The following is a 16,270-nucleotide window of genomic DNA, read 5'->3' on the forward strand; positions in this document are numbered from 1 at the left end:
CCTCAGGCGAGTGGGTCGCGGTCTCGCAGCGAGATGGCGACGTTTTTCACCTGCGTGTGGTCGCGGAGCAGTTTGATGCTGTCTTTTTTCCCGATACCGCTCTGTTTGAACCCGCCAAACGGCGCGCCAGCGAAGTGCGGGCCGTGTTGGTTCACCCAGACGTACCCGGCTTCGAGGTCTTCGACCGTGGTGAGCGCGGTGTCGAGGTCGTTCGTCCACACGCTTGCAGACAGGCCGTAGCGCGTCGAGTTGGCGAGGTCGATAACATCGCCGTAGTCGCTCCACTTCATGACCGAGAGGACGGGTCCGAAGATTTCCTCTCGGGCGATGGTCATGTCGGGGGTGACTTCGAACACGGTCGGTTCGATGAAGTAGCCCGTTTCGTACTCATCGACGGGCTTGCCGCCCGTGAGTAGGGTCGCCCCTTCGTCTTTTGCGATGTCGATGAATTCGAGCACCTGCTCGTACTGCTGTTCTGAGACAATCGAACCCATAGTCACGTCCTCGTCGAAGGGGTCGCCAACGGTGGCGTCTTCGAAGCCGGCCACGACGCGCGAAACGACCTCGTCGTAGACGTCCTCGTGTACGAGCAGTCGCGACCCACTCCCACACGACTGGCCTTGCCACGCGAGTGCCATCGCGCCAACCGCTCCTTCTGCGGCCTCTTCGGGGTCGACGTCGGGGAAGACGATGACGGGGTTCTTCCCGCCGGTACCGAGCATCACGGGAGCGATGTGGGTTGCGGCCCCCTGCATGACCTTCGAGCCGGTTTCTGCGGAGCCGATGAACGTCACCATCCCAACGTCAGGGTGTTCGGTCATGCGCGCGCCGACGGCTCCGCCGCCGGTCACGATGTTGATGAGCCCCGGTGGGAACAGGTCTGATTCGTCAACGAGGCGTGCCACATACAGTGACGAGAGCGAGGTGTACTCAGAGGGTTTGATGACGATGCCGTTGCCCGCGACGACGGCGGTGGCGATGAGTTGGAGACAGAAGAGAACGGGATGGTTAAAGGGTAAGATGGCGGCGACGGCCCCGTACGGTTCGTGCCGCGTGAAATCGAGCGTGTCGTCGTCGGTCGGAATCGTCTCGCCTTTGAGTTCGGGGGCAAGTCCGGCGTAGTAGCGGATAGAATTTGCTCCCGAACTCGCATCGCGGCTGAGCCGCGAGATGGAACTGCCGTTGTCTGCGACATCGAGGTTCGTAATCTGTGTCTCGTGTTCCTCACAAATATCAGCGAACGCCTCGACCCGGCGGCGACGTTCGTCCTGTGAGAGCGCCATCCACTCGTCGCTCGCCCGATTCGCGGCTGCGACGGCCGCATCGACCTGCACCTTCGTGGCAATGGGAACGTCTGCGAGTTTGGTTTCCGTCGGTGGATGGACGGTGCGAAACGTTTCGTTGCCTTCGACGAACGCCCCATCTACGTACATTCGGGGCTCGATTTCGAGGGAGATACTCCTGCCAGTGAGTGTTGTTAGCATTTCGGTCGGCATAGCAGAAAGACACAAAGGCTGTTGATAAAATGCTTTCGCCGCCCACACCGCTCCTCGGCCGTCTTAGAACCGCTAATCCCGAATATCATCCGACAAGAAGATGGAGAATTTAGCACGAACCATAAAAATGCACGAACATTCGTGACGTACAAACCCATACAATTATAACGGGGATAGGGTATATGTCAATAGATGGCATCCCACAAGGCACCCAGTGGTAGTCGAAGAAATGTACTGAAAACGATTGGCGGATTAAGTGTCGCTGGCGCGCTCGCTGGCTGTACCGGCGGTAGCGGTGGCGATGGGTCTGGTGACACCACGGAAAGCGGTGGCGGTTCGACCAACACCGAAGGCGGGTCAGGCGGAGGCATGGAATCAGAACTCTCGTTCGACGCGACCATGGCAATCGTCGCGATGGAGATGAGCCAGATTCCAAGCGTCACCGCGATGCGCGAGATGCTCCCTGCCGCGAGTGACGACCGATTTACCGGCTCTGTCAGAACGTTCTCGGGTTCGACCCTCGCGATTCAGGCGATGGTCTCCGGGTCGGTCGACTATTACGCGCTGAGCCCGGGTAACGTCGTCCAAGCACAGCTCGCCGGGAACGACCTGCGCGTTATTGCGACCAAGGTAAAAGGCTCTGACTACGTCTTTGCCGTGCAGCCGGACATCAACAGCATCGACCAAATCGTCGAAGAAGGCCGGTCGGTCGGTATTGCCGGGCTCGGCGGGGCGTCCCATATGCAGGTCGCTGGCATCTTCTTAGAAGAAGGCTACGACCCCGATACCGAAGTCAACATCCAACAACTCGGCGGGTCGAGCACCCGGACAGCGGCGGTTGCATCCGGAAAAATCGACGCGACGATCATCCACTTAGACCAGTTCGCACAGATCCAAAACGAAGGGTTCGAAGGCAAGAGCTTGTTCGAGGTTCGCGAGTACTTCCCGAACTTCATCAACCACACGATTACGGTTCCCGGAGCGTACCTCGAAGACGAAGCAAAGCGTGCCCACATCGAGGCGTACATGACGGAGTTCGTGAAAGCGAACAAACGGGCGACCGAGGACTTCGGCTGGCTGTACGAGAAGACCCAAAAATACCAGTCAGAGACCCTTCCAGAAGAGGACGCAAAGGAGACGTGGGAACTGAACGCGAACGTCCTCAACGCGTGGCCGTACAAGGAATCTGACTTCACGAAAGAGGACTACGAGAAACAATTAACCGTGCTCGTCGGTGCGGGCGTCTTGAGCAAAGAAGACAGAGAGAAAGTCGATATCGACGCGCTCGTCGACACAGAAATCTACGCAAACGCAATAGCGAATCTGTAACGATGGCGAGACAGGTCTTCGATTTCGGATTTTTCGGTGGTGGGTAGTGCAACGAACATGAGCAGATAGCAACAATAAATGTCAACAAGTACACTGTTCAGTGATTTGTCAGAGCGGGTCGGCGGATTGCTGGCTGGAAACTCACGGATTAGCTCGGGCAGGATTCTGAACATCCTGTCCATCATCGGTGGTGTAATCCTATGGGAGGCCGCAGCACGAGCGTTCGGTGTCGTTATCCTAGCACCCCCCTCAAGCGTCGCAGAATCGTTTATCGAATTGATGGTCTCACTTGCCCTGCCGATGGCAATCTTCGGGTCGTTACAGGCGCTCGTGGTGGGTTACTTGATTGCGGCGTTCATCGCCATCCCGCTTGGCTTTCTCATCGCGCAATCTAAGTACGTCCTCTGGGCGCTTGACCCGTACATCGACGCGGTGTACACGGCACCACCAATCGTGTATCTCCCGCTCGTCGTCGTCTGGTTCGGACTGGGCTTCGAAGCACGGGTGTTCTTCGTGTTCATCTTCTCGTTTTTCGAGATTCTGTTGAACACATACCAAGGTATCACCACGGTCAAAGACGACCATCTGATCACGGCGCAATCGTTCGGCGCGTCCTGGTGGCAAACCCAGTCACGAGTGATTTTCCCCGCCTCGATTCCGTTCATCTTCACGGGCCTTCGCCTCGGGATTGGACGGGCCGTCCGCGGGGTCATCGTCGCAGAGTTGTTCCTGCGGCTGGTCAACCTCGGACAACTGCTCCAATCGTCGAATGCCGTGCTCAACACCTCGATACAGTTCGCCGTCGTCATCACTATCGCAATCCTGGGAATCTTCCTCCAGCAGATCGTGGCTGAAGTGAGAAAACTTGTCGCGCCGTGGGACTCCCACGGCGAACAGCGGGGTGCCTGAGATGGCGACGAGTTCACAGTCGCTCAGTGACCGGTTTACGAGCCTCGATGAGGGACAACAAAAGTGGATTATCCGAATTATCTCGCTCGTCGTTGTACTCTTGGTCTGGGAAGGAGTTGGGCGGATTCTCGGAAACATCTTCTTCGCGCCGTTCTCTGACGTGGTGGTCGCGTACATCGACCTTGCCCTGAACGGCGAGATGTTCCAAACGCTGATAAACAGCATCAAGGAGATGCTTATTGCCTACGCCCTCGCGGTTGCCGTTGGCATCCCCGTCGGCCTCGTGATGGGTCGAGTACGCACCGTAGAGCAGTTGTTGAACCCGTGGGTCAGCGCAATGTTCGTCACGGCGACGGCGTCGTTGCTCCCGCTGTTCATCATCTTCTTCGGCATCGACCTCACGTTCCGTTTAGCGATTGTGTTCATCTCGTCGGTCTGGTTCATCCTCCTGAACGCCTACCACGGCGCCAAGGGCGTGAACTTAGACTTCATCGACGTAGGCAACTCGTTCAACGCCTCGCGGCTGAAGGTGATGAAAGACATCGTTCTTCCGGAGACGCTCCCGTATATCTTTACGGGACTGCGGATGGGGCTGATTCACGCGCTGCGGGGCATCATCCTCGCAGAGACGTTCATCGCCTTTGGCTACGGCGGCATGATTCATGAGTACTCACTCGCCACCGCAGACACGGCACCCATCCTGGCGCTCATCTTGACCATCATGATATTCGGCTACGGGATGCGCATTACGCTCCAACGCCTGCAAAATCGCATCTTCCCGTGGGCCGAGGACTCACAATCTGCGAGCCACTGAACACCTATTTTTTAGGTTCACCCGACGTTGGCGAAACCCGACTTCGTAACGAACTGCCTCCTCAAAAGAGGAGATACCTTCGACAGACAACCCTACCGAATTTGTAAGCGCCGATTCTTTTATCGTTGTTGTTCGCATCGCTCGATACGTGCAACGTGAAGATTCCTCTCTGCAAGGCGGGCCAGACCGCCTCGTCATCGGGCTGGTGAGCGGTGGACACTTTCTTGCGCACTTCTACGCCCTCGCGTTTCCACCACTGTTTCCACTGCTTATCGACGAATTTGCGCTTTCGAACACCGAACTCGGGCTGTTGATGTCGGTGATGGCACTTTCGACGTTCATCCTCCAGATTCCCGTTGGCGTACTCGTAGACAGAGTCGGCGCGAAGCGCGTGTTCATCGTGGGGCTCGTGCTTGTGGGCGGCGGAACAATGCTCGCGGGACTGGCAGGGTCGTACCTGTACTTGCTCGCGGCGGTGTTCGTCGTCGGCATCGGTCAGTCTGCGTTCCACCCAGCAGACTTCGCGCTCCTCGACGCGGCGACATCCGGGGCGGCAGAGGGCAAGAGTTTCGCTTTCCACACCTTCTCTGGCTACACGGGCTTCGCGGTGGCACCGTTCGTCGTCGGGGGGCTTGGCGTCACCCTCGGGTGGCAACCGGCGTTGCTCATTGTCGGCGCCGTCGGTGTCGTCTACGCGCTTGTCTCACAGCTGTCGATGCGCCCGCTCTATCGCCTGCGAATGGCAGGCGCAAAAGCGGAGCAGGAGTCGAGCGGTCCGACCGAGTCACGGTTTGCGGCCGTGACGAAACTCCCGATCCTCCTCCTGTTTGCCTTTTTCATCACCGTCACCATGGCGAACAAGGGCGTCCACACGTTCACTGGCGTGTTCTTACTGAGCGAGTTCAGCCTCGATGAGTTCGTCGGAAACGCTGCACTCACGAGTTACTTTACGCTCACGGCGATTGGCGTCCTCGTCGGTGGCGCGCTCGCAGACCGGTATCGAGCGACCACCGTGATTGCGACCGTGCTCGTGTTGGCCGGGCTTTCGACGTTCGCTACAGTCGCGGGCGTCCTCCCGATGACCGCCGAGGTTGCAGTCGCGCTGTTCGCCGTCGTTGGCCTATTCTACGGGCTTGCCCTCCCATCGCGCGACCGTCTTATCAACTCGTTTTCGACCGACAGCACCACCGGGCAGAGCTTCGGATTCGTCTACACCGGCCTCCCGCTTGGGGCGATGGTGAGTCCGGTGGTCCTCGGTGTCGTCATCGACTTCTGGGATGCGAAACTCGCGTTTGCGGCGATTGGCGCGCTGTTCTTGCTGAGTAGCGCGATTGGCGTCATCTCCGGGATGAAGTACGTCACGCGGAGTACGAGCCGGGCTGCGGTGAAAAACACGGAGTGAAACACCGCCCAGCCGTCGATATATATTCTCACAGAAACAGGCGAAGAAGGCAACTCCGTCAGTTGGAAACACTACGCAAATAGCAAAATATATAACCTATTGCTTGGTCTTTTACCATAGACGACCATGAGAGATGAAACCAAACCACGTAGTTCGGGCTACAACCGACGAACATTCCTGAAAGCAACCGGCGCAGTCGGCGCAACGATGGCCATCGCAGGCTGCACGGGCGGCGGAGGTGGCGACGGCGAAGAATACCCCTCGAGTGAAGTGACGATGGTAGTTCCGTTCGGTGCGGGTGGCGGGACAGACACGCAGTACCGTGGTATCAAACAGTACTTCGAGGACGAACTCGGCGTCCAGACCGTCGTCGACAACCGCCCCGGCGCGAGTGGGCGACAGGGCATGAACTACATGTACCAGCAGGATGCAGACGGCTACACACTCGGCTGTATCTCCGTCCCAACGGGTGTTCTCGGTGCGGCCATTTACGACACGCAGTACAAGATGTCGGACATCACCACCATCGGGATTCCATCCGCGCAGTACTTCGCGTGGGTGAGCGAGAGTGGGCGATTCGAGTCACTCGAAGCGTTCGTTGACTTCCTCCAGAACTCCGATTCCGTCAAAGTCGGCACCGTCGGACAGGGCAGTTCGAACCACTTCGGTGCACTCGCAACGCTTGACGCGATGAATGTAGACGTGGCAAACACCGTCGAATCAGTTCCGTACGACTCCGGTGCCGAAGTCGGTACCGCGGTTGCCCGTGGCGACGTCGACTTCGGGACGGCGGGCGAAACCGGTGTGACCGGCCTCGTCGAAGACGGCCGTCTCGACGTGATGTTCATCGACCGCCCAGAGGCGAGTCCGCTGTTCCCAGACGCACCAACCGTCTCCGAGATGAGTGAGGCAACCGGCTCTGACATTCCTGTCATCGCACTGCAACTCGGTGTGTTCGGCCCACCGGGCATCGAAGATGCGAAAGTTTCGAAGCTCGAAGAGGCGCTCACCGCTGCGGCGCAGACGGATGAGTACAAGTCGTGGGCAGAAGACCAAGGTCTCTCCGTGGTTGGCGCAGGCTCCCAAGAGCTGCGCGACCAAATCGACCAACTCGAAGAAGCCGCACAGCGCTACAAAGAACTGACCCAGTAAACAGTTACGTTACTGGAACCTCATTTCCTCTTATGAGCACTAATCCACAGACACAGGATGGACCGGAGGAGTCCTCACTCAAACGGTTCCTCATCGACCACGGAGAGGTGGTGCTCTTCCTCGTCGCCTTCGCCTATCTGGCGTACACGGCCACCTCTTACGAACAAAGCGCACGGCAGTTTCCACTCGTGTTTCTCGCTGTGGGCTTCATCGCACTGCTCTTCGAACTCGGCATCATCGTGTTGCCCCAACAGTACTCAGCTCCGCTTCGGCGCATGACCACCGGCCTCGCCGCAGACATGGGCGAGGAACTGAAAGCCACTGCGGGTGAGGACGAAGAAGAAACACGCGAGCCCGTCGCCGCGGAACCGGAAACAGACGGCTCTGAGGACAGAAAGATTGCAATTACACTGGGGCTGATGCTCGGCTTTGGCGTCGCGGCGTATCTGATTAGCTTCCTGTTTGCGATTCCCGTGTTCGTCCTCGCGACCGTCCACTTCGTTGGCACCAAAAACTACCGCAGAGCGGCCATCGTCTCTGCCTTCTTGATGGTGTCTGTGTACGCCGTGTTCGGTGAGCTCATGAACGTTCCAATCCAGGACGGCGTGTTGCTGGAACTCATCTTTGGCTAATCATGGTTACAACAGGCGCAATCATCGAAGCTCTCGGACTCGTACTCAACCCACAGCTGTTGCTCGTCATCTTCGGCATCAGCATTCTCGGAATCATCCTCGGGGCGCTCCCCGGGGTTGGCCCAACGCTCGCGATGGCGTTGTTTTTCCCGTTCACGTTCGCCTTAGACCCGGTGACCGGCCTCGTCATCATGGCTGTCATCTATGGTTCTGCCACCTACGGCGGGTCTATCTCCGCAATCCTGGTGAACGTGCCCGGAACGCCCGGCTCTGCGGCCACACTGCTCGATGGCTATCCCATGACGCGCGCGGGACAGGGAGCCGTCGCCATCGGCATTTCGACGATGGCCTCGTTCGGTGGGGCTGTCGTCGGGCTGATTCTCCTCGCGTTTTTCGCGCCGGTTCTCGCGGACATCTCGCTGCTGTTTGGCCCGCCTGAGTTCTTCTGGCTCGCCATCCTCGGCCTCTCGACGGTGTCTGCGGTGAGCGGCGATTCGCTGCTCAAAGCACTCGCCGCGATGAGCCTTGGTATCTTCTTTGCGACCATCGGCGTCGATCCGATTCGCGCACAGCCGCGATTCGTCTTCGACACCTTCTACCTGCAAGGCGGCATCAACCTCATCGTCTTGCTCGTTGGCCTGTTCGCCATCTCACAATCGATCGAACTCGCCCTCGAATCGAACGAAGACGCCACTGATGCGAGCAGCCAGATGCAGGGCAACGTCTGGGATGGCGTTAAACTCGCAATCAGCGACTGGTTCGGACTGATTCGCGGTGGGGTCATCGGGACGGTCGTCGGGGCGATTCCCGGCCTCGGCATCTCTGCGGCGAACTTCCTGTCGTACCTGACGGCAGTCAACCTCTCGTCGCACCCAGAGACGTTCGGGACGGGCGAGCCGAAAGGCGTGGTCGCAGCGGAGTCCGCGAACAACGGCAGCGCGATGGGCGCGCTCATCCCGGCGATGGCACTCGCCATCCCGGGTGGGGCGGCGGCCGCGGTGTTCATCGGTGTGATGCTCACCTACGGCATCACGCCCGGCCCGAACGTGTTTGAGACGACGCTCCCGTACGTGGTGTTCATCGCCATCCTGCTCGGTGACATCGTCATGCTGTTCGTCGGCCTGTTCGGCGCGAAGTACATCGCGCGCGTGACCTCCCTGCCAAACGACGTCATCCTTACCAGCATCGTGGTGTTCGCACTGATCGGCAGTTTCACCGTGCGTAACAATATCCTCGACGTGGGAATGGCCCTGTTCTTCGGGCTGTTCGGGTTCCTGCTCGCCCGTCGGGGCTACTCGCTCATCTCGTTCATCCTTGGGTTCATCCTCGCACCCATCGCAGAACGGGGTTTCCAGCGAGCACTCCTCATCTCGAGTGGCGACTACGGCATCTTCTTCGCCTCGCCAATCGACATCCTGTTGATTCTGTTGTCGGTGACGTTCCTGCTGTCACCCATCTTGCTGCGACTGCGTTCAGACTCGAACGCGGCATAACTCCCAGCTTTTTTCGGCCGGTTACACTCGAACGTCGGTGCTCACGATAAACAAGCTTCCAGAAAACAACAGAGACGTTAGTCGAACGACAGGCCAGTCCACTCTTGGACCGACACGTCGACGTTGAGCAACGAGAGCGCCCGAGCGACGGTGTTCGTCACCATCTCGTCGATGCTCTCTGGGTGGTTGTAGAACGACGGGAGCGGCGGCATGATGATGCCACCCGCATCGGTGACTTCGAGCATATTTTTGAGGTGAATACGGTTGAACGGCTTTTCGCGTGGCATGACGACGAGGCGACGCCGTTCTTTCAAGATGACGTCCGCAGACCGCGTGATGAGGTTGCCTGAGTTGCCGTGGGCGATGTTCGAGAGCGTCTTCATCGAACACGGCGTGACGAGCATCCCCTCCGTTTGGAACGACCCACTTGCCGTTGGCGCGCCGATATTTTTGACGCTGTGAACCTCGTCTGCGAGCGCTTCGAGCGCGTCTTTGTCGTAGTCAGTTTCCTGTTTCGTCGTCAGCAACGACGCGCTCGAATAGATGAGGTGTGTCTCGAAATCGGTCTCACTGAGGAGTTCGAGCGCACGGATACCGTAGATTTGGCCCGTCGCACCCGTCATCCCGATGATTACTCGCTTCGTCACAATAACAGAAGTTACGGGTGGAAGGTTATAACAATATGGACGACCTCGCCCTGGTTTCTCGAAAAAGAAGGATTATTCGTAGGCGAGCGGCCCCGACAGGTCGAGGTTGACGTTCTTCTCGCGCGTGTAGACGAACAGGCCGCCGAGACCGCCGTGTTTGCCCACGCCGCTGTCTTTGAACCCGCCAAACGGCGTCTGGAGGTAGATCCCACCGTGGCGGTTCACCCAGACATACCCCGCATCGAGGGATTGGGCCGTCTTGTGCGCCGTGTTGAGGTCGGTCGTCCAAATGCTCGCGGTGAGGCCGAAATCGACCGCGTTTGCGAGATCGATGACGTCGTCGTAATCGCTCCACTTCATCACTGAGAGAACTGGCCCGAAGATTTCCTCGCTCGCAATCGTCATCTCGGGGGTGACTTCGAACACTGTTGGCTGGACGAAAAAGCCGGGGAGGTCAGGAACGGGGCCGCCACCCGTGAGGCAGGTTGCCCCTTCTGCCTTCGTCGTCTCGATGTAGTCGAGCACCTGTTCGTACTGTGGCTCGGAGACGATTGCGCCCATGGTCACGTCCTCGTCAAAGGGGTCGCCAACCGCAGTGTTTGCAAAACGTTCTACCACGCCCGATACGACTTCGTCGTAGACATCCTCGTGGACGAGCAGGCGCGAGCCGCTCGCACACGATTGGCCCTGCCAAGCGAGTGACATCCCGGAGACCACGCCGTCTTTGACCTGTTCTACGTCGGCATCCGGAAAGACAATCGCGGGATTCTTCCCGCCGAGTTCGACAATCGAGGGAATCAGATTCGCGCCCGCAGCAGCCATTACCTTCCGGCCGGTCTTGACGCTTCCACGGAAGGAAACGAAGGCCGTCTCCTCGTGGTCGACGAGCGCCGCCCCGACGGCACCTTCGCCGGCGAGGATGTTCACGAGGCCGTCGGGGAAGCAGTCAGCGTTGTCGATGAGGTGGGCGACGTACAGCGCAGAGAGCGACGTGTACTCGGAGGGCTTGATGGTGATGGCGTTCCCGGCGATGAGCGCGGGGGCGAGGTCTCGGGCAAGAAACATCGTCGGGTGGTTAAAGGGGAGAATGCTCACCACCGCACCGTGTGGCTCTCTGAGAGTGAAATCGAAGGTCTCTCCCGGCGTTGGAATGGTCTCGCCTTTCAACTCACCCGCGAGGCCAGCGTAGTAGCGAATTGCCCGGACGGATTTCTCTACGTCGTCGCGCATCTTCGAGAAACTGCTGCCGTTGTCCGCGGCGTCGATGGCGGCGATGTCGTCTGCGTTCGCTTCGAGAATCGTTGCAAACAGTTCGAGGCGCGCTGCGCGGGTGGCAAACGAAAGTGCCTGCCACTCCTCGGCGGCCCACGAAGCCGCGGTCATGGCTTTGGCGACTTGTTCGGTGGACGCAACGGGAAGCTCTGCGAGGTGGTCGCCGGTGGTCGGATTGGTGGTTGGAATCGTTGTCTCGCCTGCGACGAAGGTGCCATCGATGTACAGTCGGTCTTCTACGGGTATCGCCACAGTCTCGCCTGAGACGGTGGTGATTTCTCTCTGCTCCATACGCTTGCATTTTCGACTGTCACCTTCAGTGTTCCTGCGAGACGAGTTTTGCTGGAGTGGGATGACTATATCAAACCCTCACGCCAACGAGTAATATGGCAATTATCGTTGCAGTCGACGAAAGCGACCGTGCGACTCGAATCCTCACCGTGGGCGAAGACCTCGCCCGCGCGTACGATGACCAACTTATCGTGGTACACGTCACGCCCGAGGACATCGTCGAATCACGCCGCGAGTCGTTCGACGAGTACTACAGGGACGACGCCGTCGAAGACGCCGCCACGGTTGCGCGGACCGCGACAGAGGGTGTCGTAAGTGACGAAACGGAGGTCGAAATCGTCGGTCGAGTGGGCGTCGTGGTCAGTGAGTTGCTCGAAGAAGCAACCGAACGCGATGCCAGGTATCTCGTCATCGGTGGGAGAAAGCGCTCACCGACGGGGAAAGCACTCTTCGGAAGCACTACCCAGTCGATTCTGCTCAATGCTGAGCTCCCAGTTGTATCAGTGATTGGAACCGAAAAGTAGCTACGACCAGCGCGTGGTATGTGTTTACGTGTTCGAAAAGTATTTAGACAACGTGGACATGTTACACAGTGACAACCGATTATGGCAGAAGTGACCAGAGAATTCCGGGTTGCACGACCCGTGGAAGACACGTGGAACTTCTTTATCACCCCTGAAACCGTCGCACCCTGCGTTCCGGGCTGTGTCGATGTAGAGGAGTTAGAGGAGGACGTATTCAACGCAAAAATCGAGGTTAAAGTGGCGTACACGAGCCTCACGTTTGATACACGAATCGAACTCACAGACAAACAGCCGCCAAATTCGGCGAAAGTCGAGGCGAAAGCAGAGCCGTCGGGGCGGATGCCGGGGTCTGCAACTGTCGATGGCGACCTCTCGCTCGAAGCCGACGGGGACGAAACGGTGGGTGAAATCGGTATCGAGTTCGCCATCCGCGGCCGCCTTGGCTCGCTTGGCGAAAGCGCATTCCGCCACAAGTGCGAAGAGATGACCGACCGGTTCATCGATAATATGAAAACCGAACTCGAAGAGAATCAAGCCCTCGCAGAATGAAGCGCTTCAATATGGCGTTCCCCCAGACGGTGGGGGAAGCCTGTACACAATTGGAAGAACATCCCGGAAGTCGGGTCATCGCCGGTGGGACGGCGATTACGGTCGTGATGAAAGAAGGCGTCTATACGCCCGAACTGCTCATCAACCTCCGTGGCTTAGAAGACGACCTCCGCTTCATCGAAGACGACGGCGACAGCGTGCGCATCGGTGCACTCTCGACACTCCGCGACGTAGAGCGGTCTGCCATCATCGAAGACAAGTTCCCGACGGTCGTCCAGTGTCTCCAAGAGATTGCGGGGGTTCGCGTTCGAAACAGCGCAACCCTCGGCGGGCATCTCTCGCACGCGGACGTTCACCTCGATTTACCACCTGTGCTCGCTGGCTACGACGCAGAGATTGTGGTGAGTTCGGGTGACGACAGCAGACAACTCCTGCTCACGGACTTCCTCAAGGGCTATTACGAGACAGCACTCGAAGAAAACGAAATCGTCACGGAAATCGTCCTGCCGAAACCCGAAGCCGGGCGACGAGGGACGTACGTGAAACACCGATACTTCTCCGAAGTTGACTGGCCGTGTGTGGGCGTTGCGGCGTTCGCAACGCCAAACGGCGACCAGTTCGAAGACGTTGAAGTGTTGTTGAACTCAGTCAGCCACAACCCCGTCTTGCGCCTCGATGGCGTCAACGACGTGGTAGACGGCGACCTCTCTGATGAGCATATTGACGCCGTTGCCGACCTCGCACGCGACCAGTCGAGTCCGTCGAGCGACCTGCGTGGCTCTGCGAACTACAAAGAACAGATGGCGGGCGTGTTCACGAAGCGCGCGCTCCGGAAGGTGAGAGCGGATGTCTAAGAGTCTACAAAAGCAGAGCGAGCGAAAGAAGGCGTATTCGAGCGTCTCGAAGCACGTAGAGCGTATCGACGGGAAAGAGAAGGTCGACGGCACCGTCGAATACGGTGACGACCTCGTGTTCCCCGACGTCAAACACGTGAAGCTCTGTCGGGCAACCATCCCGCACGGCAAACTCGTGGACGTAGACCCGAGCGCCGCACTCGAATTGCCCGGCGTCCGGCGGGTCATCACACGCAAAGACATCTACGAACTCCAAGACGAAATCGGGTACAACCCCTACTACGGACCGGCAATCAAAGACCAGCCCGTCCTCGCACTCGATAAGGTTCACTACATTGGCGACCCCGTCGCGGCCGTCATCGCAGACGAACGCGACATTGCAGAGGAAGCCATCGACCTCATCGACGTGACCTACGACGAGATGGACTTCTGTGAGGACGTAGACGACGCGCTCGCAGACGACGCGCCCATCATCCACGAAGAGTTCGAAGCCGCGGACACCTTCCCCGACTTAGAACAGGTCGAAGGGGGCCGAGACACGAACGAAGCGTTCCAGTTCAACCTTCGCTACGGCGACGTAGACGCTGCCTTGGAAGAAGCAGCGCACGTCTTCGAGAACACCTATCGGTCGCCACCCGTCCAGCACATGCCGTTCGAGCCGTTCGTCGCCACCGCGCGGGCGAACCAGGACGGCACGATGGAGATTTGGACGCCGAATCAGAGTCCGCACTTCGTGCGCAACGAGATCGCGTCGATGTTCAATATGCCACAGTCGAAGGTTCGCGTCCGCGTGCCCCAAGTCGGTGGCTCCTACGGGATGAAGCTGTACGCGAAGACGGAGCCGATTATCGCGCTCTGTGCGTACCTCACAGACGAGACGGTGAAGCTCAAGATGGACATCGAAGAGTCGTTCTCGACCATCACCCGCCACGGGACGAAAATTGTCCTAAAGACGGGCGTCGCAGACGACGGGACGATTCTCGGCCGCAAGTGTGACGTGTACTACGACACGGGTGCGTACGCAGAAATCGGGCCACGCATCACCAAGAAGTCGGGCTACACCGCCGCCGGCCCCTACGAAATCGAGAACGTGAGCATCGACTCACACTGTGTGTACACCAACAAACCGCCCGCCGGCGCGTTCCGTGGGTTCGGGGTGCCACAGCTCGTGACGGCCTACGAAGCGCAGATGGAGACCATCGCGGTCGAACTCGGCCTCGACCCGACCGAGTACCGCAAGCGCCTCGGCTACAAGGAAGGCTCGACCCACCCAACGAGCGTCCCGGTCAAATCCGTGGGCCTCGTCGAGTGTATCGAAGCCGTCGAAGAGGCAATGGAGTGGGACAAACCGCTCGAACAGCCAGACGACCCGGCGCTGAAACGCGGACGGGCAATTGCGTGTGGCTACAAAGCCTGCATCACGCCCTCCTCGTCGGGGGCGCTCGTCATCGTGAGCGGTGACGGCTCGGTGACGGTGCATTCGAGCAGCGTCGAAATCGGGCAGGGCGTGAAAACCACACTCGCCCAGCTCGTCTGTGAGGGCTTCGGTATCGACATCGATTACGTCGATGTGGCCCAACCAGACACGGCAACGTCGCCGTTCGACACCATCACCGCGGGCAGTCGGACGACGTTCCACATGGGCAACGCCGTCATGCGCGCGGTCGATGACGCGAAAGACCAGATGCGCGGAATTGCCGCGCGGACGTGGGGCGTCGCCGCGAACGAGATTACGGTCGAAGACGGCGTCGTCAGCCACGCAGACTCCGGCAATGAGATGTCACTCGGTGACGCGGTGAAAGCCGAGTTCGGGAAAGCCGGTGGCACGCTCCTCGGCCGAGGTTACTTCACGACCGAAGGCGGCCACCACGACCCAGAAACCGGCCAAGCCGACAAGGTGACCGTGTTCTGGTTCTTCGGCGCGACCGGTGCGGTTGTCGACGTGGACACAGAAACCGGGAAAGTGTACGTGAGAGAACTCCAGAATGCCGCAGACGTGGGGCAGGCGATTGACCCTGACCGCGTCCGCGGGCAGATTCTCGGCGGGGCGGCCCATGCCCTCGGGCAGTCGCTTCACGAGGAGATGGTGTTCGATTACGGCCAGCAGACGAATCAGCAACTTCTCGACTACAAGGTGCCGTCGTTCCGGGACATGCCCGAGAAGGTTGGCAACCACATCGTCGAGGTGGACCACCCCGACGGGCCGTACGGCGCGAAAGGGGTCGGTGAAACCGGGTCGTTCGCGGTTTCGCCAGCCATCGGAAACGCAATCCTCAACGCGACCGGTGCGGACGTAAAGGCGATTCCGTACACCCCAGAGCGCGTCCTTGACGCGGTTCAGGAGGCAGAAGACCAATGACCGAAACCTACCAATCCGTCGATATTGACGTGACGGTAAACGGAGATGACGAATCACTCGCCATCACCCCGAACGTCACGCTCGTTGAACTGCTGAGAGACAAACTCGAACTGACCGGCACGACCGAAGGCTGTGGCGTTGGCGTCTGTGGCTGTTGTACCGTCTACGTCGATGGCGAACCGATCAACTCCTGTCTCGAACTCGCGGTCAACGTCGATGGCAAGGAAGTAGAGACCATCGAAGGGCTTGGCACGGGCGACGAACTCGACCCCGTCCAAGAGGCGTTCTTAGAAGAAGAGGGCTTCCAGTGTGGCTACTGCACCTCCGGCATGATCATGATGTCGAAGGCGATGCTCGAAGAGCATCCAGAACCAGAAAAGGACACGCTCAAACACTACATGTCCGAGAACCTCTGTCGGTGTACGGGCTACGAGTCGATTCACTGCGCACTCGAAAATGCACAGGGAAAACTCGCTGATAGCAAACCAGCGGACGACTAATCGAGTTCCCACATCAGAAACCTTTTTGAAGCGCTCTCCCAATCGTT

The 16,270-nt window shown here is 58.9% G+C and carries 15 protein-coding genes; 12 read left to right on the forward strand and 3 right to left on the reverse strand.

Annotation, left to right across the window (positions count from 1 at the left end):
- Positions 1 to 2: 2 nt before the first annotated feature.
- On the reverse strand, positions 3 to 1,496 hold the full coding sequence (locus V5N12_RS15565) for an aldehyde dehydrogenase family protein (RefSeq protein WP_332900145.1): 1,494 nt from the start codon (positions 1,494 to 1,496) through the stop codon (positions 3 to 5).
- Between the two features lie 192 nt (positions 1,497 to 1,688).
- Between V5N12_RS15565 and V5N12_RS15570 the strand changes: the two genes are divergently transcribed.
- From V5N12_RS15570 to V5N12_RS15600, 7 genes are all read left to right on the forward strand, one after another.
- Positions 1,689 to 2,825, forward strand: a complete 1,137-nt coding sequence (locus tag V5N12_RS15570; protein ID WP_332900146.1) for an ABC transporter substrate-binding protein — start codon at positions 1,689 to 1,691, stop codon at positions 2,823 to 2,825.
- A 78-nt stretch (positions 2,826 to 2,903) separates the two neighbouring features.
- Positions 2,904 to 3,734, forward strand: coding sequence for an ABC transporter permease (locus V5N12_RS15575; RefSeq protein WP_332900147.1), 831 nt, complete (start codon positions 2,904 to 2,906; stop codon positions 3,732 to 3,734).
- A gap of 1 nt (position 3,735) precedes the next feature.
- Positions 3,736 to 4,548: an ABC transporter permease gene (locus tag V5N12_RS15580; RefSeq protein WP_332900148.1), complete on the forward strand. Its 813-nt coding sequence runs from the start codon at positions 3,736 to 3,738 to the stop codon at positions 4,546 to 4,548.
- A gap of 148 nt (positions 4,549 to 4,696) precedes the next feature.
- Entirely contained in the window at positions 4,697 to 5,950 is a 1,254-nt protein-coding gene (locus tag V5N12_RS15585) for an MFS transporter (RefSeq protein ID WP_332900149.1), read from the forward strand.
- Positions 5,951 to 6,076: 126 nt separating this feature from the next.
- Entirely contained in the window at positions 6,077 to 7,102 is a 1,026-nt protein-coding gene (locus V5N12_RS15590; RefSeq protein ID WP_332900150.1) for a Bug family tripartite tricarboxylate transporter substrate binding protein, read from the forward strand.
- Positions 7,103 to 7,134: 32 nt separating this feature from the next.
- Positions 7,135 to 7,734 (forward strand): tripartite tricarboxylate transporter TctB family protein, encoded by a 600-nt coding sequence (locus tag V5N12_RS15595; RefSeq protein WP_332900151.1) that lies wholly within the window; start codon positions 7,135 to 7,137, stop codon positions 7,732 to 7,734.
- A gap of 2 nt (positions 7,735 to 7,736) precedes the next feature.
- Positions 7,737 to 9,227, forward strand: a complete 1,491-nt coding sequence (locus tag V5N12_RS15600; RefSeq protein WP_332900152.1) for a tripartite tricarboxylate transporter permease — start codon at positions 7,737 to 7,739, stop codon at positions 9,225 to 9,227.
- A gap of 77 nt (positions 9,228 to 9,304) precedes the next feature.
- On the opposite strand, the gene V5N12_RS15605 is transcribed toward V5N12_RS15600, so the two are convergent.
- On the reverse strand, positions 9,305 to 9,874 hold the full coding sequence (locus V5N12_RS15605; protein ID WP_332900153.1) for a UbiX family flavin prenyltransferase: 570 nt from the start codon (positions 9,872 to 9,874) through the stop codon (positions 9,305 to 9,307).
- Between the two features lie 72 nt (positions 9,875 to 9,946).
- Positions 9,947 to 11,437 (reverse strand): aldehyde dehydrogenase family protein, encoded by a 1,491-nt coding sequence (locus V5N12_RS15610; protein ID WP_332900154.1) that lies wholly within the window; start codon positions 11,435 to 11,437, stop codon positions 9,947 to 9,949.
- Positions 11,438 to 11,532: 95 nt separating this feature from the next.
- Here V5N12_RS15610 and V5N12_RS15615 point away from each other — a divergent pair, with 95 nt between their 5' ends.
- From V5N12_RS15615 to V5N12_RS15635, 5 genes are all read left to right on the forward strand, one after another.
- Positions 11,533 to 11,961, forward strand: coding sequence for a universal stress protein (locus tag V5N12_RS15615; RefSeq protein ID WP_332900155.1), 429 nt, complete (start codon positions 11,533 to 11,535; stop codon positions 11,959 to 11,961).
- Between the two features lie 81 nt (positions 11,962 to 12,042).
- Complete coding sequence (locus tag V5N12_RS15620) at positions 12,043 to 12,510, forward strand: CoxG family protein (RefSeq protein ID WP_332900156.1); 468 nt, start codon at positions 12,043 to 12,045, stop codon at positions 12,508 to 12,510.
- The gene (locus V5N12_RS15625; RefSeq protein ID WP_332900157.1) at positions 12,507 to 13,364 is read left to right on the forward strand and encodes an FAD binding domain-containing protein; all 858 of its coding nucleotides are present in this window, start codon (positions 12,507 to 12,509) and stop codon (positions 13,362 to 13,364) included. Before V5N12_RS15620 ends, V5N12_RS15625 begins: the two co-directional genes overlap by 4 nt.
- Positions 13,357 to 15,723, forward strand: a complete 2,367-nt coding sequence (locus V5N12_RS15630; RefSeq protein WP_332900158.1) for a xanthine dehydrogenase family protein molybdopterin-binding subunit — start codon at positions 13,357 to 13,359, stop codon at positions 15,721 to 15,723. Before V5N12_RS15625 ends, V5N12_RS15630 begins: the two co-directional genes overlap by 8 nt.
- On the forward strand, positions 15,720 to 16,223 hold the full coding sequence (locus V5N12_RS15635) for a (2Fe-2S)-binding protein (RefSeq protein ID WP_332900159.1): 504 nt from the start codon (positions 15,720 to 15,722) through the stop codon (positions 16,221 to 16,223). The genes V5N12_RS15630 and V5N12_RS15635 overlap by 4 nt, the downstream gene beginning before the upstream one ends.
- Positions 16,224 to 16,270 lie beyond the last annotated feature (47 nt).

The organism is Haladaptatus sp. CMSO5 (assembly GCF_036689885.1).
GTDB lineage: Archaea > Halobacteriota > Halobacteria > Halobacteriales > Halococcaceae > QDMS2.